The sequence below is a fragment of the Clostridium sp. UBA7791 genome, from assembly GCF_002480755.1.
Classification (GTDB): Bacteria; Bacillota; Clostridia; order Clostridiales; family Clostridiaceae; genus Clostridium_J; species Clostridium_J sulfidigenes.
This window is the reverse complement of record NZ_DLCT01000003.1, coordinates 521,089-541,670: the sequence shown is the minus strand read 5'-3', so window position 1 is coordinate 541,670 and position 20,582 is coordinate 521,089. Positions and strand designations below refer to the sequence as shown.

General features: G+C 29.7%; 22 protein-coding genes. 8 read left to right on the top strand and 14 right to left on the bottom strand.

The window, feature by feature from the left end; genetic code table 11:
* Position 1 precedes the first annotated feature (1 nt).
* The 7 genes from B3Z56_RS04110 to B3Z56_RS04080 form a co-directional block, all read right to left on the bottom strand.
* Complete coding sequence (locus tag B3Z56_RS04110) at positions 2–643, bottom strand: amino acid ABC transporter permease (protein WP_346878298.1); 642 nt, start codon at positions 641–643, stop codon at positions 2–4.
* A 12-nt stretch (positions 644–655) separates the two neighbouring features.
* Positions 656–1,453, bottom strand: a complete 798-nt coding sequence (locus tag B3Z56_RS04105; protein WP_346849094.1) for an amino acid ABC transporter substrate-binding protein — start codon at positions 1,451–1,453, stop codon at positions 656–658.
* A 148-nt stretch (positions 1,454–1,601) separates the two neighbouring features.
* A complete protein-coding gene (locus B3Z56_RS04100) occupies positions 1,602–2,198 on the bottom strand; it encodes an NAD(P)H-dependent oxidoreductase (RefSeq protein WP_035131655.1) in 597 nt (198 codons plus the stop codon).
* Between the two features lie 83 nt (positions 2,199–2,281).
* Entirely contained in the window at positions 2,282–2,995 is a 714-nt protein-coding gene (locus tag B3Z56_RS04095; protein WP_346878297.1) for a pirin family protein, read from the bottom strand.
* A 50-nt stretch (positions 2,996–3,045) separates the two neighbouring features.
* Positions 3,046–3,489: a MarR family transcriptional regulator gene (locus B3Z56_RS04090; RefSeq protein ID WP_346878296.1), complete on the bottom strand. Its 444-nt coding sequence runs from the start codon at positions 3,487–3,489 to the stop codon at positions 3,046–3,048.
* 103 nt (positions 3,490–3,592) lie between these two features.
* Positions 3,593–4,273, bottom strand: a complete 681-nt coding sequence (locus tag B3Z56_RS04085; protein ID WP_346849097.1) for a DNA alkylation repair protein — start codon at positions 4,271–4,273, stop codon at positions 3,593–3,595.
* A 187-nt stretch (positions 4,274–4,460) separates the two neighbouring features.
* Positions 4,461–6,188, bottom strand: coding sequence for an oleate hydratase (locus B3Z56_RS04080; protein ID WP_346849098.1), 1,728 nt, complete (start codon positions 6,186–6,188; stop codon positions 4,461–4,463).
* A 273-nt stretch (positions 6,189–6,461) separates the two neighbouring features.
* Here B3Z56_RS04080 and B3Z56_RS04075 point away from each other — a divergent pair, with 273 nt between their 5' ends.
* Positions 6,462–7,661, top strand: a complete 1,200-nt coding sequence (locus B3Z56_RS04075) for a DUF2812 domain-containing protein (protein ID WP_346878295.1) — start codon at positions 6,462–6,464, stop codon at positions 7,659–7,661.
* Positions 7,662–7,781: 120 nt separating this feature from the next.
* On the opposite strand, the gene B3Z56_RS04070 is transcribed toward B3Z56_RS04075, so the two are convergent.
* Together B3Z56_RS04070 and B3Z56_RS04065 are read right to left on the bottom strand one after the other, a co-directional pair.
* Positions 7,782–8,270, bottom strand: a complete 489-nt coding sequence (locus B3Z56_RS04070) for a hypothetical protein (protein WP_346877974.1) — start codon at positions 8,268–8,270, stop codon at positions 7,782–7,784.
* Positions 8,271–8,272: 2 nt separating this feature from the next.
* Complete coding sequence (locus B3Z56_RS04065) at positions 8,273–8,425, bottom strand: hypothetical protein (protein WP_346877975.1); 153 nt, start codon at positions 8,423–8,425, stop codon at positions 8,273–8,275.
* 275 nt (positions 8,426–8,700) lie between these two features.
* Here B3Z56_RS04065 and B3Z56_RS04060 point away from each other — a divergent pair, with 275 nt between their 5' ends.
* Complete coding sequence (locus tag B3Z56_RS04060; RefSeq protein ID WP_346849102.1) at positions 8,701–9,477, top strand: SDR family NAD(P)-dependent oxidoreductase; 777 nt, start codon at positions 8,701–8,703, stop codon at positions 9,475–9,477.
* Positions 9,478–9,580: 103 nt separating this feature from the next.
* On the opposite strand, the gene B3Z56_RS04055 is transcribed toward B3Z56_RS04060, so the two are convergent.
* From B3Z56_RS04055 to B3Z56_RS04035, 5 genes are all read right to left on the bottom strand, one after another.
* Positions 9,581–10,981, bottom strand: a complete 1,401-nt coding sequence (locus B3Z56_RS04055; protein ID WP_346849103.1) for an MATE family efflux transporter — start codon at positions 10,979–10,981, stop codon at positions 9,581–9,583.
* Between the two features lie 326 nt (positions 10,982–11,307).
* On the bottom strand, positions 11,308–14,631 hold the full coding sequence (locus B3Z56_RS04050; protein ID WP_346878294.1) for a DEAD/DEAH box helicase: 3,324 nt from the start codon (positions 14,629–14,631) through the stop codon (positions 11,308–11,310).
* 217 nt (positions 14,632–14,848) lie between these two features.
* A complete protein-coding gene (locus B3Z56_RS04045) occupies positions 14,849–15,490 on the bottom strand; it encodes a hypothetical protein (protein WP_346878293.1) in 642 nt (213 codons plus the stop codon).
* Positions 15,491–15,893: 403 nt separating this feature from the next.
* The gene (locus B3Z56_RS04040; RefSeq protein WP_035131635.1) at positions 15,894–16,205 is read right to left on the bottom strand and encodes a YbjQ family protein; all 312 of its coding nucleotides are present in this window, start codon (positions 16,203–16,205) and stop codon (positions 15,894–15,896) included.
* Positions 16,186–16,410 (bottom strand): hypothetical protein, encoded by a 225-nt coding sequence (locus B3Z56_RS04035; protein ID WP_035131633.1) that lies wholly within the window; start codon positions 16,408–16,410, stop codon positions 16,186–16,188. The genes B3Z56_RS04040 and B3Z56_RS04035 overlap by 20 nt, the downstream gene beginning before the upstream one ends.
* A gap of 262 nt (positions 16,411–16,672) precedes the next feature.
* Here B3Z56_RS04035 and B3Z56_RS04030 point away from each other — a divergent pair, with 262 nt between their 5' ends.
* The 6 genes from B3Z56_RS04030 (at position 16,673) to B3Z56_RS04005 (ending at position 20,572) form a co-directional block, all read left to right on the top strand.
* Positions 16,673–17,344, top strand: a complete 672-nt coding sequence (locus tag B3Z56_RS04030; protein ID WP_346878399.1) for a DUF969 domain-containing protein — start codon at positions 16,673–16,675, stop codon at positions 17,342–17,344.
* A 14-nt stretch (positions 17,345–17,358) separates the two neighbouring features.
* On the top strand, positions 17,359–18,288 hold the full coding sequence (locus tag B3Z56_RS04025; RefSeq protein ID WP_346877978.1) for a DUF979 domain-containing protein: 930 nt from the start codon (positions 17,359–17,361) through the stop codon (positions 18,286–18,288).
* 67 nt (positions 18,289–18,355) lie between these two features.
* Positions 18,356–19,000 carry a pyroglutamyl-peptidase I gene (pcp, locus tag B3Z56_RS04020; RefSeq protein ID WP_346849107.1) on the top strand — a complete coding sequence of 215 codons (645 nt, stop codon included), beginning with the start codon at positions 18,356–18,358 and terminating at the stop codon, positions 18,998–19,000.
* Entirely contained in the window at positions 19,000–19,437 is a 438-nt protein-coding gene (locus tag B3Z56_RS04015; protein WP_346877979.1) for a gamma-glutamylcyclotransferase family protein, read from the top strand. Before pcp ends, B3Z56_RS04015 begins: the two co-directional genes overlap by 1 nt.
* Before the next feature lie 137 nt (positions 19,438–19,574).
* Positions 19,575–19,775, top strand: a complete 201-nt coding sequence (locus tag B3Z56_RS04010) for a hypothetical protein (protein WP_346878292.1) — start codon at positions 19,575–19,577, stop codon at positions 19,773–19,775.
* Positions 19,776–19,894: 119 nt separating this feature from the next.
* Positions 19,895–20,572 (top strand): Crp/Fnr family transcriptional regulator, encoded by a 678-nt coding sequence (locus B3Z56_RS04005; protein WP_346849110.1) that lies wholly within the window; start codon positions 19,895–19,897, stop codon positions 20,570–20,572.
* Positions 20,573–20,582 lie beyond the last annotated feature (10 nt).

The following is a 20,582-nucleotide window of genomic DNA, read 5'->3' as shown; positions in this document are numbered from 1 at the left end:
TCTATTGATAGTAACTATACCTTTTTTCTAACTTTTTAAAGATTTCACCAAATAATGCAATTAAAAGTAAATATATCATTCCTACTATTAAAAGGGGCATAAGAGAAGCTTCTGTATTAGATGCTATTTTACCAACTTTTAGTAGTTCGTCTAATCCAACTACATACACTAATGCAGTATCCTTTACAAGTGTAATAATCTCATTTGCCAGAGCAGGAAGTATTCTCTTAATAGCTTGTGGAAGAATTATTTTAAAAAATATGTATTTTTGAGAAAAGCCAAGAACCTTAGCTCCTTCGTATTGTCCTTCCTCTATAGAAATTATTCCAGCCCTAAATATTTCTGCAAAATATGCTGCATAATTAAGAGTAAATGCTAATATAGCAGCGGGAAATCTGTTAAAGGTTATCCCTATAATAGGTAAACCAAAAAATATAAATACAACTTGTAGGAGTAGAGGGGTTCCTCTCATAATTAAAATGTACCCGCTTGTTATTTTGTTCAATATTTTATTTTTAGATAATCGTCCCTGCGCAACTAGTATTCCAAGAGGTATTGAAATTACAAGGGTTAATATAAATACCTCAATGGTTACTTTTAATCCTTGGAATACTTGTGGTAATAGGGTAATTAAATTATTCATATAAATACACTCCTATTTAATTATATCTTTTCCAAACCACTTTTCGGAAACTTTCTTAGCTGTACCATCTTTTTTAATATCCTCAAAGGCTTCATTAAGCTTCTCAAGCAATTCTTCATCACCTTTTCGTATACCAACACCATAAGATTCATCTCCAAAATCATCATTTAATATTTTAAATTTACCTTCACCTTTTTTGTTTATATAATATCTTGCTAAAATCTCGTCAGCTACAACAGCATCTATTCTTTTTGCTTCTAAATCCATTAATGCTTCATTATTTGTTTCAAAGGTATAAACCTTACCATCCTTAAAGGTTTTTAAAAGTTCCTCTTCCTTGTTTATTGCATCTACTGCACTAGATTGATTTTGTGCTCCAACATTCATACCTTTTAAATCAACTTTACTATTTATTTTTGAATTCACTAAAGTTATTATAACTTGTCTATTTTCCAGATAGGGATTTGTAAAATTCACCTTTTCTTTTCTTTCTTTGGTTATACTATAACCATTCCATATAAGATCTATTTTTCCTGAGTTAAGTTCTGATTCTTTCATAGACCAATCAATAGGCTGAAATGTTACTTGTTTACCTATTCTTTTTGATACTTCCTTTGCAAGATCAATATCAAAACCTACTATTTCTCCATTATTATCTTTAAATCCCATAGGAACAAAAGTATCATCAAAACCAATTATAAGCGTTTCCTTATCCATTGCATCCTGTGACTTATTGTTACATCCTGCTATTGATAATGCCATTACTGCAATAATTCCATAGATTATTACATTTCTTAATATTTTACTCATTTGCTTATCCCCCCCACTTAATTATAATCTACTACTTTATTACTTTACCATGGTAGAGTAATAAAGTAAATACATTTCTTTTTTTATTAATATTTAATCCATATAAAAAAGCCATAAAACTAATTATGGCTTTTTAACACATATAATTTTAAAACAACTTGGCAGTATCCTTAGCTACTTTTATTCCTTGTTCAACTTTCCCTTCAACATCTGCCCCAACAACATCTAAACTTTCTACAGCAATAGTCTTCATATCTTGAATTCCAAAGAATCCTAGGATTGTTCTTAAATATCTATCCCCCATTTCATATGGTGCATCCCCATATTCTCCTCCTCTAGATACAATGTGTACAGCTTTTTTATCCTTTAAAAGTCCAACTGGCCCTTCTGCTGTGTACTTAAATGTTATTCCTGTAACACTTACATAATCTATATAAGCTTTTAAAATTGCAGGAATACTTAAATTCCACATTGGTGCTGCAATTACATATTTATCTGCTTCTGCAAATTGATATGCATATTTTAGAATTGGGTGCTTCCTACTTTCTTCATTTTTAGCTCCAAATATTTCTCCTAAATCCTCTGGTTTTAGAAAATCTATATTTTCTTTATATAGATCTAAAGTAATTATTTCATCATTAGGATTACTACTTTTATACTCCTCTATAAAACTATCCGATACCTTAAAAGTTCTTGATTCTCCATCCTTCTTAATATTTGCTTTAATGTATAATACTTTACTCATATCTTTCTCTCCTTTTTTATCTTGTATATATCATCACACAAGACATAATTTTATTTTTGTTCTTAAATTTTATATTGTAGTTATCATATATATAGTGCTTCTGTTTTATTCATTTCTATTACAATTAAATGTGAGTTTTCATTAGCTTCAATTTTAATGTTTTCTTCAACTATTTCTAAGGCATCTTGTTCATTTAAATGCACATTATTAATTTCTGAGTTACCTTCAATTTGTACTAAGTATGCCTGTCTTCCTTTATTTACATTAAAGTATATCTCTTTATCCCTTTCTAAATAAGTTGCATACACATTTATATCTTGATGAACATTTATAGGTACATCCTTTAAAGTGCCAGATACCATGTGGAGCCAATTGTTGGTTCTATCTCTCCAATTAAATCTATAATCTCCGTAATTAGGTTTATATCCTTTCTTATCAGGCATAATCCATATTTGAAGAATCCTTAAATCCTCATTGCTATGATTAAATTCACTGTGGTATACTCCTGTGCCAGCACTCATATATTGCATTTGACCTCTCTCTAAGCTTCCAATATTGCCCATACTGTCTCCATGAGTTAATTCTCCTCTTACAATGTAAGTTATAATCTCCATGTCATTATGAGGATGAATATCAAATCCTGAATTAGCCTTCATAACCTCATCATTTAGTACCCTAAGCACACCAAAATTAATATTTGTTGGTTTAAAATACTCTGCAAAAGAAAAATGAAAATTTCCTTTTAACCATCCGTAGTTACTTTTCCCCATGTTATTACTATCTATTCTCTTTAACATAACAACCTCCATTTTATCACTAATTAGTGATAAATTTTTATAAAAACTCATTACAAGTTTTTAAATTTCTTTAATATACTTTTTAATATAATTTTTTCTTCATCCGTTAAAACACTAAAGATCCTATTAATATTTTTAATATGCTTTGGAAAAATGTCTTCAATAATTTTTTTCCCCCTATCTGTTATAGAGATTATAGCAACTCTCTTATCTTCTGGATCTATAATCTTTTTTACTAATCCTTCCTTCTCTAAATTTTTTATAACCACAGTTATATTACCAGAAGTAGTTAATATTTTTTCTATTAACTCATATATTTTTAAGTCTCCCTTATTGTATAAGGCCTCTAAAACTCCAAACTGAGCAACTGTAAGTCCAGTTTCCTTTATAGTTTGAAACTCCCTTTTATGAATTTCATGCTCTGCTCTAGTAAATACGACTAAAGTTGATAGGTCTAAGTTATTTTCTTTAATTAATTTCTTTATATCTTTCATAATCTAAATTTATCACTAATTAGTGATAATGTCAACAAATAAAAATATGATTTAAAAATTTATATTTTAAGTATAATAACCTTATCAATAATAGTAATATATATTAACTCATCATCAATCTTCTTCTAGTTTCTTCATCAACCTTCTCTAAAGCATACCTAAAAGCTACTCGTGGCATAATATTTTTATTCTTTAATAAATACTCATATACCTTATCCTTTTCAACCTGTGACAGCACTTTTAGCATCCAGCCATACCCTTTCAATACGAGATGATGTTCATCTTTCATAAGCATATCTGAAATTATGTAAGGATTGATTCCATGATACTTATCTTTTTTAATAGGATAAATTAAGATAACAGCAGCTGCACGTCTCACAAAAAAGCTTGGATGATTTGTCCAAATTATCACATATTTAAATAGTTCATTATTTTGACTTAATAATTCTCCAAAGGCATGTGTGCAAAAATCATCACAATCTCCCCAGCCTGTAACATACTTCTTTAACCAACTTTCAAATACAAAAAATGTGTCATTATTATACTGATTCCTAACTCTATAAGCCCAATCGTATGCAATAACCCCTAATTCCCATTTATGTTCATCAAGTAATTGTTCACATATATTAAAAATATTATCAATACTTTTATCTTCTATAGTTTTATATAGCTTTGATGAAAACGCTCTAACTTTACTGGTAGTTAGACCATTTTCTTTTGATAACCCTTTAAAATAATGCTTTGCTATTAAGATAATATCATTCACTCGTATCACTACTTTCATATAAAATAAATTCTCTCGTCCCAGTCTCATTCCTTTATTTTATTGTATAGGATATTAATACCATATTCAAATATAAATATATTAACATAAAAAACTAGTAGCTTTAGCACAAATGAAGCTACTAGTTTTTTTGACTTAGTGGAAGTTTTTATCCATAATAACCATTAATGAACTATGGATAATCTGTTTATCTATAAGAAGTTTTTAAAGCTTCTTTTAGTATCCTAGGATTCTTTTTATATGGAGTTACCGGACAGATTTTCTTATTCTTCACTTTGAATAAAGTATATACTGCAATTCTTGCTGCACGTACTGAATATTCTTCAGTAAATACCATGTCCTCTGGTATTTCAACGAATTGACTAATCATAGCAAAGTTAGTTGATCCTTCTGGTACAACCTTTGGTCGATCAGACATCTTACGAGGTTGGAATTGAGAATCTATATAAGGCATCATGCATGGAATAACATTCACCACATCTTCCATAATTTCATCTATCTGATCTTCTAAATGTAAATGATGTAAAAGTTCTATTAACATTTCTTCACCAGTACAGTCTCGCATTGGTTTCTTTACATAATCTCCAACTTTATCTGTATATAACCCATAACCCCAGAAAATAGTTGTATCCATTGTTTGAGCTTTAAAGTGTGGTTGAGCTGCAACTACAATACTCATTAACCAATTAGAATCTTTAAAAGTCATCAAAGCACCACTACCTGGAATATTAGTAGAAATCTGCTCTATTAATTTTAATAGTTTATTTCCTTTACAAGTTACAGTGAAGCTTTCCCAGTTAGTTTCATCCGGATGATTAAAGAAAGGATCCGGATTACCAAGTCCTGGTTTTTTATTAGCAACTTTTCTCCAAAGCTCACCTGAGATTGGAGCACTAGGGTCAAAAGCTGCCGGTGTATGAAGATCACCTAAAGTTGCACTATCAGTCATACAACCATTAGTCATGATACAAACATCACCTTCATTTAGTTCAATAACTCTTTCTCCATTTCCATCTTCTACATGAATAGCTGTTACTGTAATTTCATTACCTGGTCTAAAATCTAAATCTGTTACCGTTGCATTTATACTAAAATCAACTCCATGTTCATCTAGATATGCCTTTATTGGTAAAATCACAGATTCGTATTGGTTATATGGTGTACGAGTAACTCCTTCTAGTGTTTCTATACGAGAGAATTCAAAAATCATACGATTCATATAACGCTTTAATTCAAACAGACTAGACCATTTTTGGAAAGCAAAGGTTGTTTGCCACATATACCAGAAGTTAGTCTCAAAGAAATGAGGGGTATGACTAAACCATTGCTCTATAGTCATATCATCTAAACTTTCTTCTGGAGTAATCATTAATTTACCAAGAGCCATACGATCTTCATTGTTGAATCCCATGCTTTTTACATCTTGAATTACACCATACTTATCTACTAAACGAGCTTGAGCATGAGTTGGATGTAAATGGTCAAAGTTAAGTATTTCTTCTGTAACACTTTTACCTACCATATCTAAAGATGGAATGCTTGAAAATAGTTCCCAAAAATTTTCATAAGTTTCTTCATTTAGCATTCTACCACCACGACATAGGAAACCATTTTGTACATCTCCAGCACCATCATTGCTACCACCAAGAATTTGCATTCCCTCTATAATATGAATGTTTTCGCCTTTAAAATTACAGTCTCGTACAAGATAAGCTGCTCCTGCTAAAGAAGCTAAACCTCCTCCAACAAAGTAAACTTGTTTTCCTGAATGATCTATATATTCAATTTCCGTCTCTTGACTTTGTGATTTGTTCTTAAGTTTTTTAGCTCCTAAAGTAGCTATTGTTGCTGCCCCTGCTATAGCTCCTATAGCCACTAAAGGATTTATGCTACTTTTATTTGATTTTTTACTCATAATAATTACCTCAACTTTCTAGTTAAATTAATTAATGAAGATTGCTTATTTATTATTATAGTTTAATACAATTAAAATGTAATTATACAGATTTACTTATTTGTCTAAAAAAGTATTAAGAAATTTGAAATAATAAATGTACATTTCATAAACTCATAATTTTTTAAGAACAATAATAGACTTTCATTAACTTTAGATTAACTTCTATCAAATTTACTGGTATAATTTATTTAATATGTAATATATTATCCATGTTTTTAGGAGGATTTAATTTTGAGTAAATCTGTTTATAAATTTAAACCAGGCTCTCCTTGGAAAATTGGTGTTACCGAAAGCTGGCTTAATTCCATGGCTAAAAGAGGACTTTTCATAGAAAAAATGGGGAAATATTTCGCCAAATTTAATAAAGATGAACCTAGGGATATGTACTATAGAATAGAAATGTCTAAGGAAAAGAATGAATTGGGAGAAGAACAAATTAGAATGTATAAAGCTCATGGATGGGAATATGTTACAAACTATAACAATTTTCATATTTTCTCATCACCCTATGAATTCAATACCACAGAGGTTCATATTATCCCCGAAGAATATGCACAGCTATTAAAACCCTTTTATAAAAAAGCTTTAACACAACTTCTTATTTCTTTTGCAATTCTATTTGCATTTTATGCAGTTATCCCTATGTTTATTGATAAAAGATACGTTAGTGTTTTAGTAAATATGAGTTTTCTAGAACTTCTTTCCCAATTAATAATTATTTCAACCTTTATTAATGGATTGTTTGAAATTATATATATAGGCAAACTTAGAAAGTGCCCTTTACAAGGAACTTCTGTGGATCATAATGCACCTTGGAAGTCTAATTATATAGTATCTATTTTTATTAGTTCTTGTCTAATTCTACTTTCAATAACTTTAGTAGTTTTAACCTTCACATCATTGTTTACAGGTTATGATGATGAAAAAACTATTCCTGATGATACGACTTCCATGGCAATTATAAGACTAAAGGAAATAGAAAACTCAGAAACCTTAGAAGAAACTCCAATTTCCACTTCTGAGGAAGTTAATTATGAACGTCACTACAATTTGAAAAAAACCTTTTTTGCTCCATTAAAGTATACTAGTTTTGAAATGGGGGCTATAATGACTAATCCTACTACAACCTATTTAAAATCTCATGATGCTATACTAAATAATGAAGTATATCAAGTAAGATTTAAATCCATGTCCCAAAAACTACTCTTAGAATTATGGGAGGATGGTGATGACTCAAGAACGGATGATACTACGCCTCCTATTTTACATGATGATGAGCTAGATCTTTTAATTGTTCATAAAACAAGTGATGGATACGAAATCTATGCTTGTAAAGGAAAAGGTGTTATCCGTGTGATATATACTGGTAAAGAAAATGTAAATAAGATAATACCATTGATAAAACAAAAGATTTCTTTAATATCAGAATAGAATTATATAATGAATTTTCTATGTTAGTATAACTGTAATAATATAAATAAGGACTATATGGAAATTAACTAAGATTTCTAACTTAATTATTTTCATATGTCCCTTATAAACGATTTAATATTAGTCATTATCTACTTTTCTTATCTTAACCTGTTCATCCTCTTCAGTTTTAATTGAAATTTCAATCTTTCCCTTTGCTTTATTTCCTACAAATTTAAATCTATATTTTCCCTCTATTAATTTTATTGTTCTTTCTCCAGTTTTAGTGCCTACTAGTATATCCTCCACCTGTTTTTCTGGACTAATTAAAACCCCTTTAAAATCACCACTTTCAACCTTTGAATCATATTTAATGGTAATTTCACTTTGTCCCTCTGATTCTATATTCCAAATTGTATCTGCTCCTGAAAACTTCCCATATTTAACGGTAATTTCATTTTTAGAACCCGATTCATTCCTACCTACATAGCTATAGCTATCTCCATCTTTTGCAATTTTTTCATTATTATCATAAACATCTGCTTTCCCTGTATCCAATGTACAACCACTAAAACTGCATAATAATAGTATTAAGCAGATTCCTAAAAAAGTTTTATTTTTTAATTTCAATTCTACTCCTCCTTTATATAGTTTTCACTTACACCATAAGTGTTTTTATAACTTTTCATATATTCTTCACCATAACCCCAATATGCTTCCGAATTTATAGCAATATTACTTAAAATACTTTCTTCCTCTACTTTAGCTCTACAAATATTAATCATTCATATTCCTCAAGACTAACGTCTTATACTTGAGAGTATATTAAAATTATAGAATATTTTGTATGATAAATCTACAACTGCATGACAATTAATCTCTCAGATTAGCATAATACTAATTATAAATTAGTATTAAAGCACCTTGTTAAATAATTAATTAATTTACAATTTGTTGAAGTTATGCTACTATATTATTATAGCAAGTAAATATCTATTAATAATATTTGTTTATTGATAATATTTACAAGAGATTTATATTTTAGAAAGGATTTGATGTTATGAACAATTTATTCAATCTTACTGGTAAAGTTGCTATAGTTACAGGTGCTTCTAGTGGACTAGGAGCTGATGCCGCTAGAGCTTATGCTGAATATGGAGCTAGTGTTGCACTACTTGCAAGAAGAAAAGATAAACTTGATAATGTAGTTAAAGAAATTGAAAATAATGGTGGAAAAGCTCTAGCTGTTCAATGTGATGTTGCTAATGAAGAAAGTGTTATAGCAGCAATAGACGAAGTTATTAAGCACTTTGGACAAATTGATATCCTTCTTAATAACGCAGGAGTTGCAACTGCAGGTTCTGTTGAAAACATGTCTGTTGAAGCTTGGGATAAAGTTATGGACATTAACGTTAAGGGAATTTTCTTAATGAGTAAATATGTAGTTCCTCATATGAGAGACAGGAAATATGGTAAAATTGTTAACATAGCTTCTATAAATGCTGTTATTGCAGACAAAGATCCTTCTCTTTTCCGTCACTCCTACAATACTTCTAAAGCAGCTGTTAGAGGCTTAACTATGGGTATGGCTGCAAGCTATATGCAAGATAATATTACAGTTAATTCTATAGGTCCTGGCCTTTTTGAATCTGAGATGACAGAAAATACTCTTTTTAAGCATGAACCTTTTCTTAGAGCTTACAATGCTATTTCTCCTGCTGGAAGACCAGGTAAAAAAGGTGAACTTAATGGAACAATTATTTATCTATCATCAGATGCTTCTAGCTACGTAACTTCTCAACATATTCTTGTTGAAGGTGGTATTTCTATAGTTTAAAAGCTACACGACGTATAATTAAAATATAAAGACTTTTTAATATAAAAAAACTGTTAACATACTATTATGCTAACAGTTTTTTCATTTATCTAAGTTGAGAAACTTAAATGGCCTCTCCCATAACTTCTCCATCTTCTGAGTTAGGATTATCTAACTTCTTTATTTCATGTTTAAAGATAAAGTTAGTGATTATAACAGATATAAAATCACTAGTTGGCCCCGCCAACCATACTCCTGTTAATCCAAGAGTTTCTCCATTAGGAAGTGGTATCAAAGGAAGAATTATAATACATGGTATTAAAAGTATTACTTGTCTTAATAAACTTAAGAACATGGATTTCTTAGCTTTTCCAATACAAGAGAAGTAATTAGTTCTTATAATCTGCGGCCCTACAAAAATAATCATAGAAAGGAAAATTCTCATTCCATACTTTGTTATTGAAAGTAGATGTGGATCTGAGTTAAATGACTTTACTAAAACTCCTGGAATAAGTTCTACCATTAAAAATCCTATGGTAGCAATAATTAAAGCTGCTATTTGAGGATACTTTATAGCCTCCTTAACTCTATCATATTTTTTAGCTCCATAATTATATCCAATAATAGGCTGTACTCCTTGATTTAATCCAAAAATCGGCATAAGAATTATCATAGTTATGCTACTTATTATAGTCATTGCTCCTATGGCTAAATCTCCACCATAACTCCTTAAAGCATTGTTTGATATTACTTGAACTATACTTGCAGCAATTTGCATACTAAATGGCGACATACCTATAGCAAATATAGCTAGTATCAACTTTTTTTCTAGCTTAAAGTTTTTAACTTTAACTCTAAGATTAGCATTTCCCCTTAAAAAGAAACTTACTCCCCATATAGCTGAAGCAATTTGAGCTATTACTGTGGCTATAGCTCCTCCTTTAACTCCCATTCCTAATGTAAATATAAATATTGGGTCAAGAATTATATTTGTAATTGCACCTATAAGCATAGATGCCATGGCTATATTAGGACTTCCACTAGCTCTTATGGTATGGTTAAGTCCAAAACTTAACATGTTAAATATAGTACCTATAAATATAATCTGCATGTATTCTTCAGCATATACTAGGGTGTTTGAACTAGCTCCAAACATTCTTAGTATATCCTTTCCCCAGATTAATCCTATAGCTGTTATAGCTAAACTAATGATTATAATTAAAGTAAAAGCATTTCCTAGAATCTTCTCTGCTTCTTCTTTCTTATTTTGTCCTAATCTAATGGAAATAGTAGTAGCAGTACCTATTCCAACTAACATACCAAAGCCTAATATAATAGTTGATATTGGCATAGTTACTCCAATACCTGTAATTGCTAAATTTCCTACCTCTGGAATGTGTCCTATAAACATTCTATCTATAATATTATATAGTGCGTTAACCAACATCCCAATGATGGCTGGTATAGAAAACTTAAGTAATAATTTTGTGATTTTTTCTTCACCTAGTGCATTTTGTCTACCCATGTAGTATCTCCCTTCTAAATTAAATTGTCTATTTAAGTACTAATGCAAGGTTAGAAAAATCTTAACCTTGCAAAATACATCTTAATATATTTATTACATAACATATAATTATGGCTAAGATAATTCTTAACCTTTAAATTCTCATGTTGTAAACTTTAAGTACCTTATATCTAAACACTATTCTTCACAATATAATTATACTTCATATCCCTTATATTTTCAATGATTTATTTCGACAAGCTAAAAATTTCATTATCTAAATATAATTAATTGGTAATTATCTTCTTAAAATACGCTGTAGTAAACACTTTTCATATAGAATTTCATTATGAAAATAACTCTTCTAGTTCCTTTTCATTCATAGAAGATAAGGTCAATTCCGTATGTTCTTCTCCATCTATTACTTTATCTATGATTTCTTTTTTCTTTTCTTGTATATTGTAAATTTTCTCCTCTATAGTTCCCTTGGCTATAAGTTTTATTACCTCCACAGTATTCTTTTGTCCAATTCTATGAGCTCTATCTTCAGCCTGTTCTTCCACTGCTGGATTCCACCATGGATCAAAATGTATTACCATATCAGCTGATGTAAGATTAATTCCTGTTCCCCCAGCCTTTAAAGAAATTAAAAATACTGATGATTCCCCCTCATTAAACTCTTTAACTAAATTCATCCTATCTTTAGATGGAACAGAACCATCTAAATACATAGTGTTTATGCCCTTTTTATTTAACTTTTCTCTTATACTCCCTAGAATTGTAGTAAACTGAGAAAATAATAGTACCTTATGATTATTCTCTAAAGCTTCTTCTAAAATATCATAAAGAGCATGATACTTTCCACTATCACCTTTATAATTTTCTATAAAGGAAGCGGGATCACAACAAATTTGTCTAAGTCTAGTAATAAGTGACAGTATCTTCATCCTACTTTTGTTAAAGCCTTTTTCCTTTATTTCCTGCTCCATCTCTTCTTTATAGGCATCTACATAAGAATAGTATAGTTTTTTCTGTTCTGAAGTCATGTCCACCACTATTTTATGTTCTATCTTTGGTGGTAGTTCAAGAGCTACATCCCTTTTAAATCTTCTTAAAATAAATGGTTTTATAAGCTTCAATAATTCCTCTAAAGCTTTATCATTCTTTTCTTTTACTATAGGCAATTCAAAGTTTTTATTAAACTTTCCATGGGTTTTTAAATATCCAGGCATTATAAAATCAAAAATAGACCAAAGTTCTGTAAGTGAGTTCTCTATTGGTGTTCCTGTCATAGCAAATTTACTCTTAGCTTGAATTGACTTCACAGATTCTGCATTTAAAGAAGTTGGATTCTTAATATATTGTGCTTCATCGATAATACAAATATCAAATTTCATCTTCTCATAATATTCAAAATCCCTTCTTATTAATGCATAAGACGTAATTATTACATCGTACTCCTCTATGTTTTCTATTAATATTTCTCGCTCTGCTTTATTTCCACTTACAGCTACAATCCTTAGACCCTTAGAAAATTTTTCAAATTCCATAACCCAGTTATAAACTAATGAAGTGGGACATACAATTAGTGCCTTATTTCTCAAATTTCCTTCTTGTTTTTCTGAATTTATAAATGTTATAGCTTGAAGGGTTTTACCAAGTCCCATCTCATCTCCTAGAATTCCACCAAATCCACATTGAGATAAGGTCTTAAACCACTTAAATCCAATTTCTTGATAAGTTCTTAATACTTCACCTTGTTCTTCTGGAACCTTATATTCATTACTTTTTACATCTTTTATATTATCTATAAGATTTTTAAAGCCTTTATTTCTTGTAACAAAATTCAATGCCCCCTTATTGATCTTTTCATCTATATATAAGGATGCATACTTAGGTATTTCTACACTTCCACTAGCTAACTTTGAAATTGATATATCAAAGTTATCAATAACAGAATAAATATCTTTAAATTCACTTCCCTGAAGTGGAATTATAGAACCATTCTTTAGTTTATAGTATTTTTTCTTCTGTTTAACTGAAGTTAAAGTTGCCTTCAATTCTTCTTTAGAAATTCCTTCAATATTAAAATTAAACTCTAAAAGATCTGAATCATTTAATCTAATGCTAGAATTAAAGGATTTAGGCGTTAATATTTTTATCTCCTTAAAGCTATCAGAGTAGTAAACCTCTCCTACCTCAGCTAATTCCTCCACACCATAGGTTAAAAACTCTACTAATTCATCTTCATTTTCAATATAAAAACTTTTATCTATATTTTTAAATCCAAGTCCATTAAGCTTCTCTATAGTCTTTCTTTCCTTCACTAAATCTCTAATAATTATATCTTCACTAATATCTTCAGATACGCCCACTTCTTTTTCATTTAATAATTGTTGATTTTCTTCTTTGATATTTTTACTTTCATTTTCTAAATTATAATAAAAGCTTTCTTCTCCATAATTAAACTTCACATCACAAGTTACTCTATCTTTATCCTTATCTAAGTAAAATTCTGTTACTAAAGGCTCCTCCTTTATAAGTTCCTTTACACTTTCATCTTTAATAACAATGGGGCTTATACTCTTTAATTTAGGTAGAAGAAAATTTGCCACATCATTAATACTACTTTTTTTAAAGGATATAGTATTATTTTTTGATTTCATAAATGCTCTATGAAGTGGAGTAAAATCACTTTTTTCCTTTTCAGACAATAGATATAAAGTATTATTTAAATAATAAAGTCCTGTATTCTCACAAATGGCCTGTGAGATTTCACCATTCATATCTATATTTAGATTTTCTCCCTTCATAAACATATAAAAACTAGTAGGCATGTTTCCTAATGAAACAGTTATATCTTTATAATGCTCTCCCTTATAATCTAAATTGATAGTCTTCCCATTTTTAATGGTTAGAATATTTTTAAGTTGTCCTTCTGAAAGAAATACCCTTTTCCCACTAAAGAATACAGAACGATTAGTATATACCCTATTCATTACTTCTAAATTTAAATCATAAATTTCCTTTATAATATTCATGATTTCTTGATCCTTATCTTTAAACATATATTTAGTGTTATTATACTGAAGCTCTTTTCCAAAATTAATAGTTCCACCACTTGTATACATGCACTCCATAAGTTCACGAATATTTTTTACCACATATAATCTACTAGTTCCTATCTTTAACTCTAAATAAAAACTTTTTTTCTTACTTCCGTAGTGCTCATCCTCTACCACTAAGGTAATATCCATATTTAGAGGTTCTTTCTTAACTCCTCTAATAGCCTTGTCAAAGGTACTTTTATAGGTTTCAAGAAGCTCTTCTTCTCCAGACTTAGGAATATTTATACCCCTGCCTCTTACACCTTCCTTATTTAACTTTATAAGTACAGCTCCTACATGCTTACACATATGATATTGACTAAAAGCTTCACAACTACAGTTGGGATATAATTTAAAATTTTTATTATTTATAAGTACACTAGTTTTATAATTATTTACATCATAGGCTGACTGTACTATGGCTGTAACTGATAATATATTTATAGAGTTTTCATTGATCCTTATACTTCTAACTTTATTTCTAAGGTACATATCCATGGCTCTATTAAAAATAACATTTCCACATATATCCTTTATCTCTCTCAACTCTAAATCAAACTTCATTCTCACAATTCTCCTAATTAAAATTTCTTCCTTTTTCAATAAATTTACTCTACCTTTTATTATATACCTTTTTACATCTTTATAGCGCATTTATTTTAAAGTAATTCACCTTTTCTATAATTTCCAACTATAAAAGAAATATGAACTATAAATAATTACATAAAAAATGGTGAGCATGAATCTTAATATAATTACATGCTCACCATAAATTTAAAAACTAGTTTAGACCTTTAATCAAACCAAGATTCACTATATCATTTTCATCTACGTCTTCAGTATTTAACTCAATATATATATTCCATTCTGCCATATCTGCAGTTCCAATTCCAGGAACCATTCTCTCAATCGCTATAGAAATTTCATTGCCCTCTTTAATTACCTTTTTTACTTTATGCCTCACAGATCCACTTGATTCATCTAGTGTTACAATAATTAAAGCTTTTTTAGAAAAAAACTCATCATCATATTTGCTTGCATCTACGTCACGGTTTTCATTTACACATGACAGCATACTTACAGTAAGTCCTTTTACTTTCCCTTCATGCTCCCTTAAACATTCTTTTGATTTGCAAATAGTGATAATAGGATATTTTTTACTTGAATTATAATATGGAGATCTTTCATAACTATCCTTAAACTCAAGCTCCCTCGCAAAATCACTAGGTTTTTTAATAATCCCCCCTTTATCTTCTGTGCTTGCTGAAACTTCATCATTATCTTGATTTTCTGTATTTCCTACTTCAACAGTTTCCTCCTCTTTTTCACTTTCACCTGCATTTATATTATTACACCCTGAAAAAAGTACCACCGTAGTTAAAACTAAAGTACTACATAACAATTTAAATTTATTCTTTTTCATATATATACCTCCATATTTCATATAAATAGAGTTCTTTGCTTAAGATGGAGTTTTCTCCCACTGAAGCTTACTAACAGACTTCTAAGTATCAGTATTTTTGATACTTAGAAGTCGTTGTACTTTAGTGAAGATCGTTATATAAGAACGTATTAACTCTCTACTCATACTTTAAATCTTAATACCTATATCTTAAGAAATATCCTTTATTTATATACGCTTATTTATACAAAAAGATTTAAATTTTTTATTTCTAGCCTCTATTTAAAATTACATTATTATAATATACAAGCTATAGGAATATTAGTAGTCCTTCTTTAAAGGTCGTATTAAAACATTATTTTTGCAATAAATAATAAAGACTGAGTCAAAATTTTTTATTTGACTCAGTCTATCTCAGATAATTTTATTTAAATTTTACTGCAGTTCCATAACAAATAACTTCAGATGTACCATTCATTATTGAGCTTGTTGCATACCTTATATTTACTATAGCATCAGCACCCATAGTTTCTGCTTCGTCAGCCATACGCTTTGTAGATATGGCTCTAGCTTCATTCATCATTTCTGTATAGCCTTTTATCTCTCCACCTACAACGGTTTTAAGACCACTAAGAATGTCCTTACCTATATTTTTAGACCACACCACTGACCCTTTAACCATTCCTAACATTTCTAACTCTTTTCCTGCAATGTAATTAGTATTTACTAATATCATTTTCGTCTCCCCCTTTTATTTCTTTTATTCTTTCTATCATATTATAAATAATTGCTCCTGCTATACCTATGGCAATTAAAAGCAAAATTATTGGCAATAACTTTATTCCTTCTGCAAAAGTAACAAATATGATACCTCCAAAATAGAAAATTGCAAATAGGAGCATCAATACTGTTATTACTATGGTAAGTATAATTTTTCCCATACTCTTATCATCTCCCTAAAAATATGCTATAAATATTAATTATTCCATTTTACTAGACTAATATTATCATACTACAACTACTAATACAATATGGATAAAAATAGTTATTGATGCATAATGATTAAATTTTATTTTTATCCAATCAACCTCATCTATACCTAATATTTATCCGTTCTTTGTATACCTGTATACATATTTACTTTTCATAATAGTGTATAATTTTAAAAAATTATATAAATTCATGGGAGGAAGGATAATAATGATCAAATTAATCGGTATTATAATTGTTATCATTGGTTTTACGTTAAAACTCGATACTATTGCTGTGGTTCTTTCTGCGGGGGTTTTAACAGGGCTCGTTGCTGGTTTGAGTATTAACGAAATATTGACTACTCTAGGACAAACTTTTGTATCTCAAAGAGCCATAACATTATTCATATTAACATTACCTGTAATTGGTATGTGTGAAAGATATGGACTTAAAGAAAGAGCTGCAACTCTTATAAGTAATGCTAAATCTCTTTCTGCTGGAAAGCTATTAAGTGTCTATGCCCTAGTTAGACAAGTGGCAGCTGCCCTTTCTATTAGAATGAGTGGACATCCTCAATTTGTTAGACCTCTTGTTAACCCTATGGCACAAGGTGCTGCCGTTAGTAACTTTGGAGAAATTGATAAGGAAGATGAGGATAGAATTAAGGCTTCTTCTGCAGCTATGGACAACTATGGTAACTTCTTTGGACAAAACTTATTTATGGCTAGCTCAGGAGTACTTCTAATAACCAGTACACTTCAGGAACAAGGCTATGTAGTAGATTCTCTTGATGTAGCTAAAGCTTCTATCCCAATAGCTGTAATACTATTTATAATGGTATTAGTACAAAATCATTTATTAGATAAATCATTAATTAAGAAATATTCTAAAAAAGATAATTAAAGGAGGAATCGATTATGGATATGGCAGCACTATCAAATTTTTTATTGGAAATCTTTTATGCCTTAGTGGGCTTCCTAATGATTTCCCTATCAGTTTATACATTTACAAATAAAGATCATAAAGCTAGAATTGGTACTTCAATATTTTGGTCAATTCTAGGTATTATATTCATAGCTGGACCTTATATCCCAGCTAATATAGTTGGGATTTTAATAATAGCCTTAGGTTTCTTGACCGTTTCTAAGCAAGTTAAAATGCTACCTACCAAACCCCTCGATGGAGAGTTTGCTAAAACTCAATCTGGAAAACTTAAAAATAAAGTTTTCTTACCACCTCTAGTAATCGCAATTGTAGCTCTAGGAATAGCACAATTTACCTCTATTAGCGGAACAGCTGCTATTGGTATAGCTGCTGTGATAGCAACTATTGCAACCTTAATTATCACAAAAGCTAATCCAAAGTTCATTTTAGAGGATGGAGCTAGAATGATTGACTCTGTTGGACCTGTAAGTATCTTGCCTCAACTTCTTACTGCATTAGGCTCACTATTTACAGCTGCTGGAGTTGGTACTGTTATTGCTAATGGTATATCAAGCTTCATACCTGAAGGAAATCTTTTAATTGGAGTAGCTGCTTACTGCATTGGTATGGCTATCTTTACAATGATTATGGGAAATGCCTTTGCTGCATTTGCAGTTATCACTGCTGGTATTGGAATTCCATTTGTATTTGCACAGGGGGCTAATCCAGTAGTTGCTGGTGCCTTAGCTCTTACTGCTGGATATTGTGGAACACTAATGTCACCAATGGGAGCTAATTTTAATATTATGCCTGCAGCTCTTCTAGAAATTGACGACAAAAATGCAATTATTAAACGCCAATTTCCTGTGGCTATGACATTACTAATAGCACACATAGTTTTAATGTATTTCTTAGCATTTTAAAAGTTTATATAAGATATAACTAAAGGAGGTGAATTTTAATGAAGCTAATGCTTCATTAAATATATATATGAAAGTTTTAATAAGTGGTTTTGATCCCTTTGGAGGAGAACCTATAAATCCAGCTCTTGAAGCAGTAAAATTACTTCCTAATAATATCGCTGGCGTAGAAGTTATAAAGGTAGAAATTCCTACTGTCTTTAATAAATCAATAGAGGCCCTTGAAAGCTCTATCAAAAATCATAACCCAGATGCAGTTATTTGCATCGGACAAGCAGGTGGTAGATTTGCAGTTATGCCGGAGAGAGTTGCTATTAATATAGATGATGCTAGAATTAAAGATAACGAAGGAAATCAACCAATAGATATAAAAATTAAAGAAGATGGAGAAAATGCTTATTTCTCTAACTTACCTATAAAAGCAATGGTTAAAAACATGGTAGATAATGGCTATCCTTCTGCAATTTCTAATACTGCTGGAACATTTGTTTGTAACCATATAATGTATGGATTACTTTATCTTATCGATAAAAAGTACTCTCATATGAAAGGTGGATTTATTCACGTTCCATATATACCAAATCAAGTGGTTACAAAGCCAAATACACCTTATATGAATCTTCAAGATATTTCAAAATGTCTTGAGCTTTGTATAGAAGCCCTAGTTAATAATGGAAATGAAGACATTAAAACTATAGGAGGTACAATCTGCTAATGACATACCCAACAGAAGAAAAAAAAGTATTTGTATATGGAAGCTTAAGAGAAGGTTTCTTTAACTATGATAAATACTTAAAAAATAAAGTATCTCCAGCTTCTCTAGGCGAAGTAAGGGGAAAGCTTTTCCATCTTCCTCACAAGGGATACCCTGCTTTACTAGATGGAGAAGATACTGTTATTGGAGAAATTATGACACTAAAAGATTTTTATGAAGATATAGTTTCCTTAGATCAAATGGAAGGATTCAGATCCTTTGAAGATATATCAATCAATGAATATATAAGAACTACTATAAATGTCAAAAATCTTGAAACAAAGGCTATTGAAAATTGTTATGTATATAAATACGTAGATGGCAATGATAAAAACTTTAATTCCCATGCAATCTATATTCATCATGGAGACTGGAAAAAGTATATGAATAGCCTATAATAATACAAGTAGAAAAATCTATCATTTATTTGATAGATTTTTTATTGCAATAAACTAAAATTATATTTAAATTTATTGACATCTCTATTTCTATTGCATAATATATAAAATAATAATTATTTTCTTAAGGTGAATTTATGTCTTATAATCTAAACCCCGAAGAATTAGTTGTAGCAGCTGCTGTTCTCTCTCTATATATAGCTAAAAATAGAACTTCTGATGAAATTAATCTATTAGGAAATCTTTTTCAAGCTATAGGTACAAACCTATCAACTATTGCTACTGTTACTCCACAAAATGAATCTACTATTAATAACAAAAATAATACTAATGAATAAAATTTAGTTTAAAAATAATTCCTATAATATGAGGAATTATATTATACTATAGACGTTTTTTAAGATTTAACATAAACATTACTTATTACTCTATTAAATTGAAAAGGATGATTTAATATATGTATGAAGAATACTTTAAACATATTCCACAAGAAAAAATGAGAACCTTTTTTCTTGAAGAACTTGCTCCTTTAGGAATTATAAAACATTATAAAAAAAATGAGCATATAGATTACTTTCCTGGGGGTAAACTCTCAATAGTTACTGAAGGAAAAGTGAAGGTTTGTATCTATACTAAAAATGGTCTTGAAAAAATTTTATTTTTTTTAATACCAGGAGAAATATATGGGGAGGAAAGTTTATTTCATCACTCTCATATAGGCATTACTCCAGTTACATTAGAAGATACTTCAATCTCATTTATTGATTATGAAACTTTATATAATTATTTAAATGATAAACCTAAAAATTATGAGTATTTTCTTCAAAGTATATTAAGAAAATATCAAATTTCTTTATTTCAGATGGGAGACCTTTTAAAGAGATCACCACGAGCTCAAATTTGCTCTGCTCTTTGTAGAATTGTTGCTCAAACTATAAATAATTATTCTAAATGTAATGATCCAATTGAACTAAGTCTCCCGCTTACCCATGAAGGATTAGGAAATTTAATCGGCTGCTCTAGAGTTACCGTTACTAGAGTTCTTAATGAGTTAAAATCCCAAGGAATATTAGCAAGCACATCTAAAAAAATAGTTATTCTAGATTTTGAAAGATTAAAAAAATATTGTGACTAATAACAAGTAA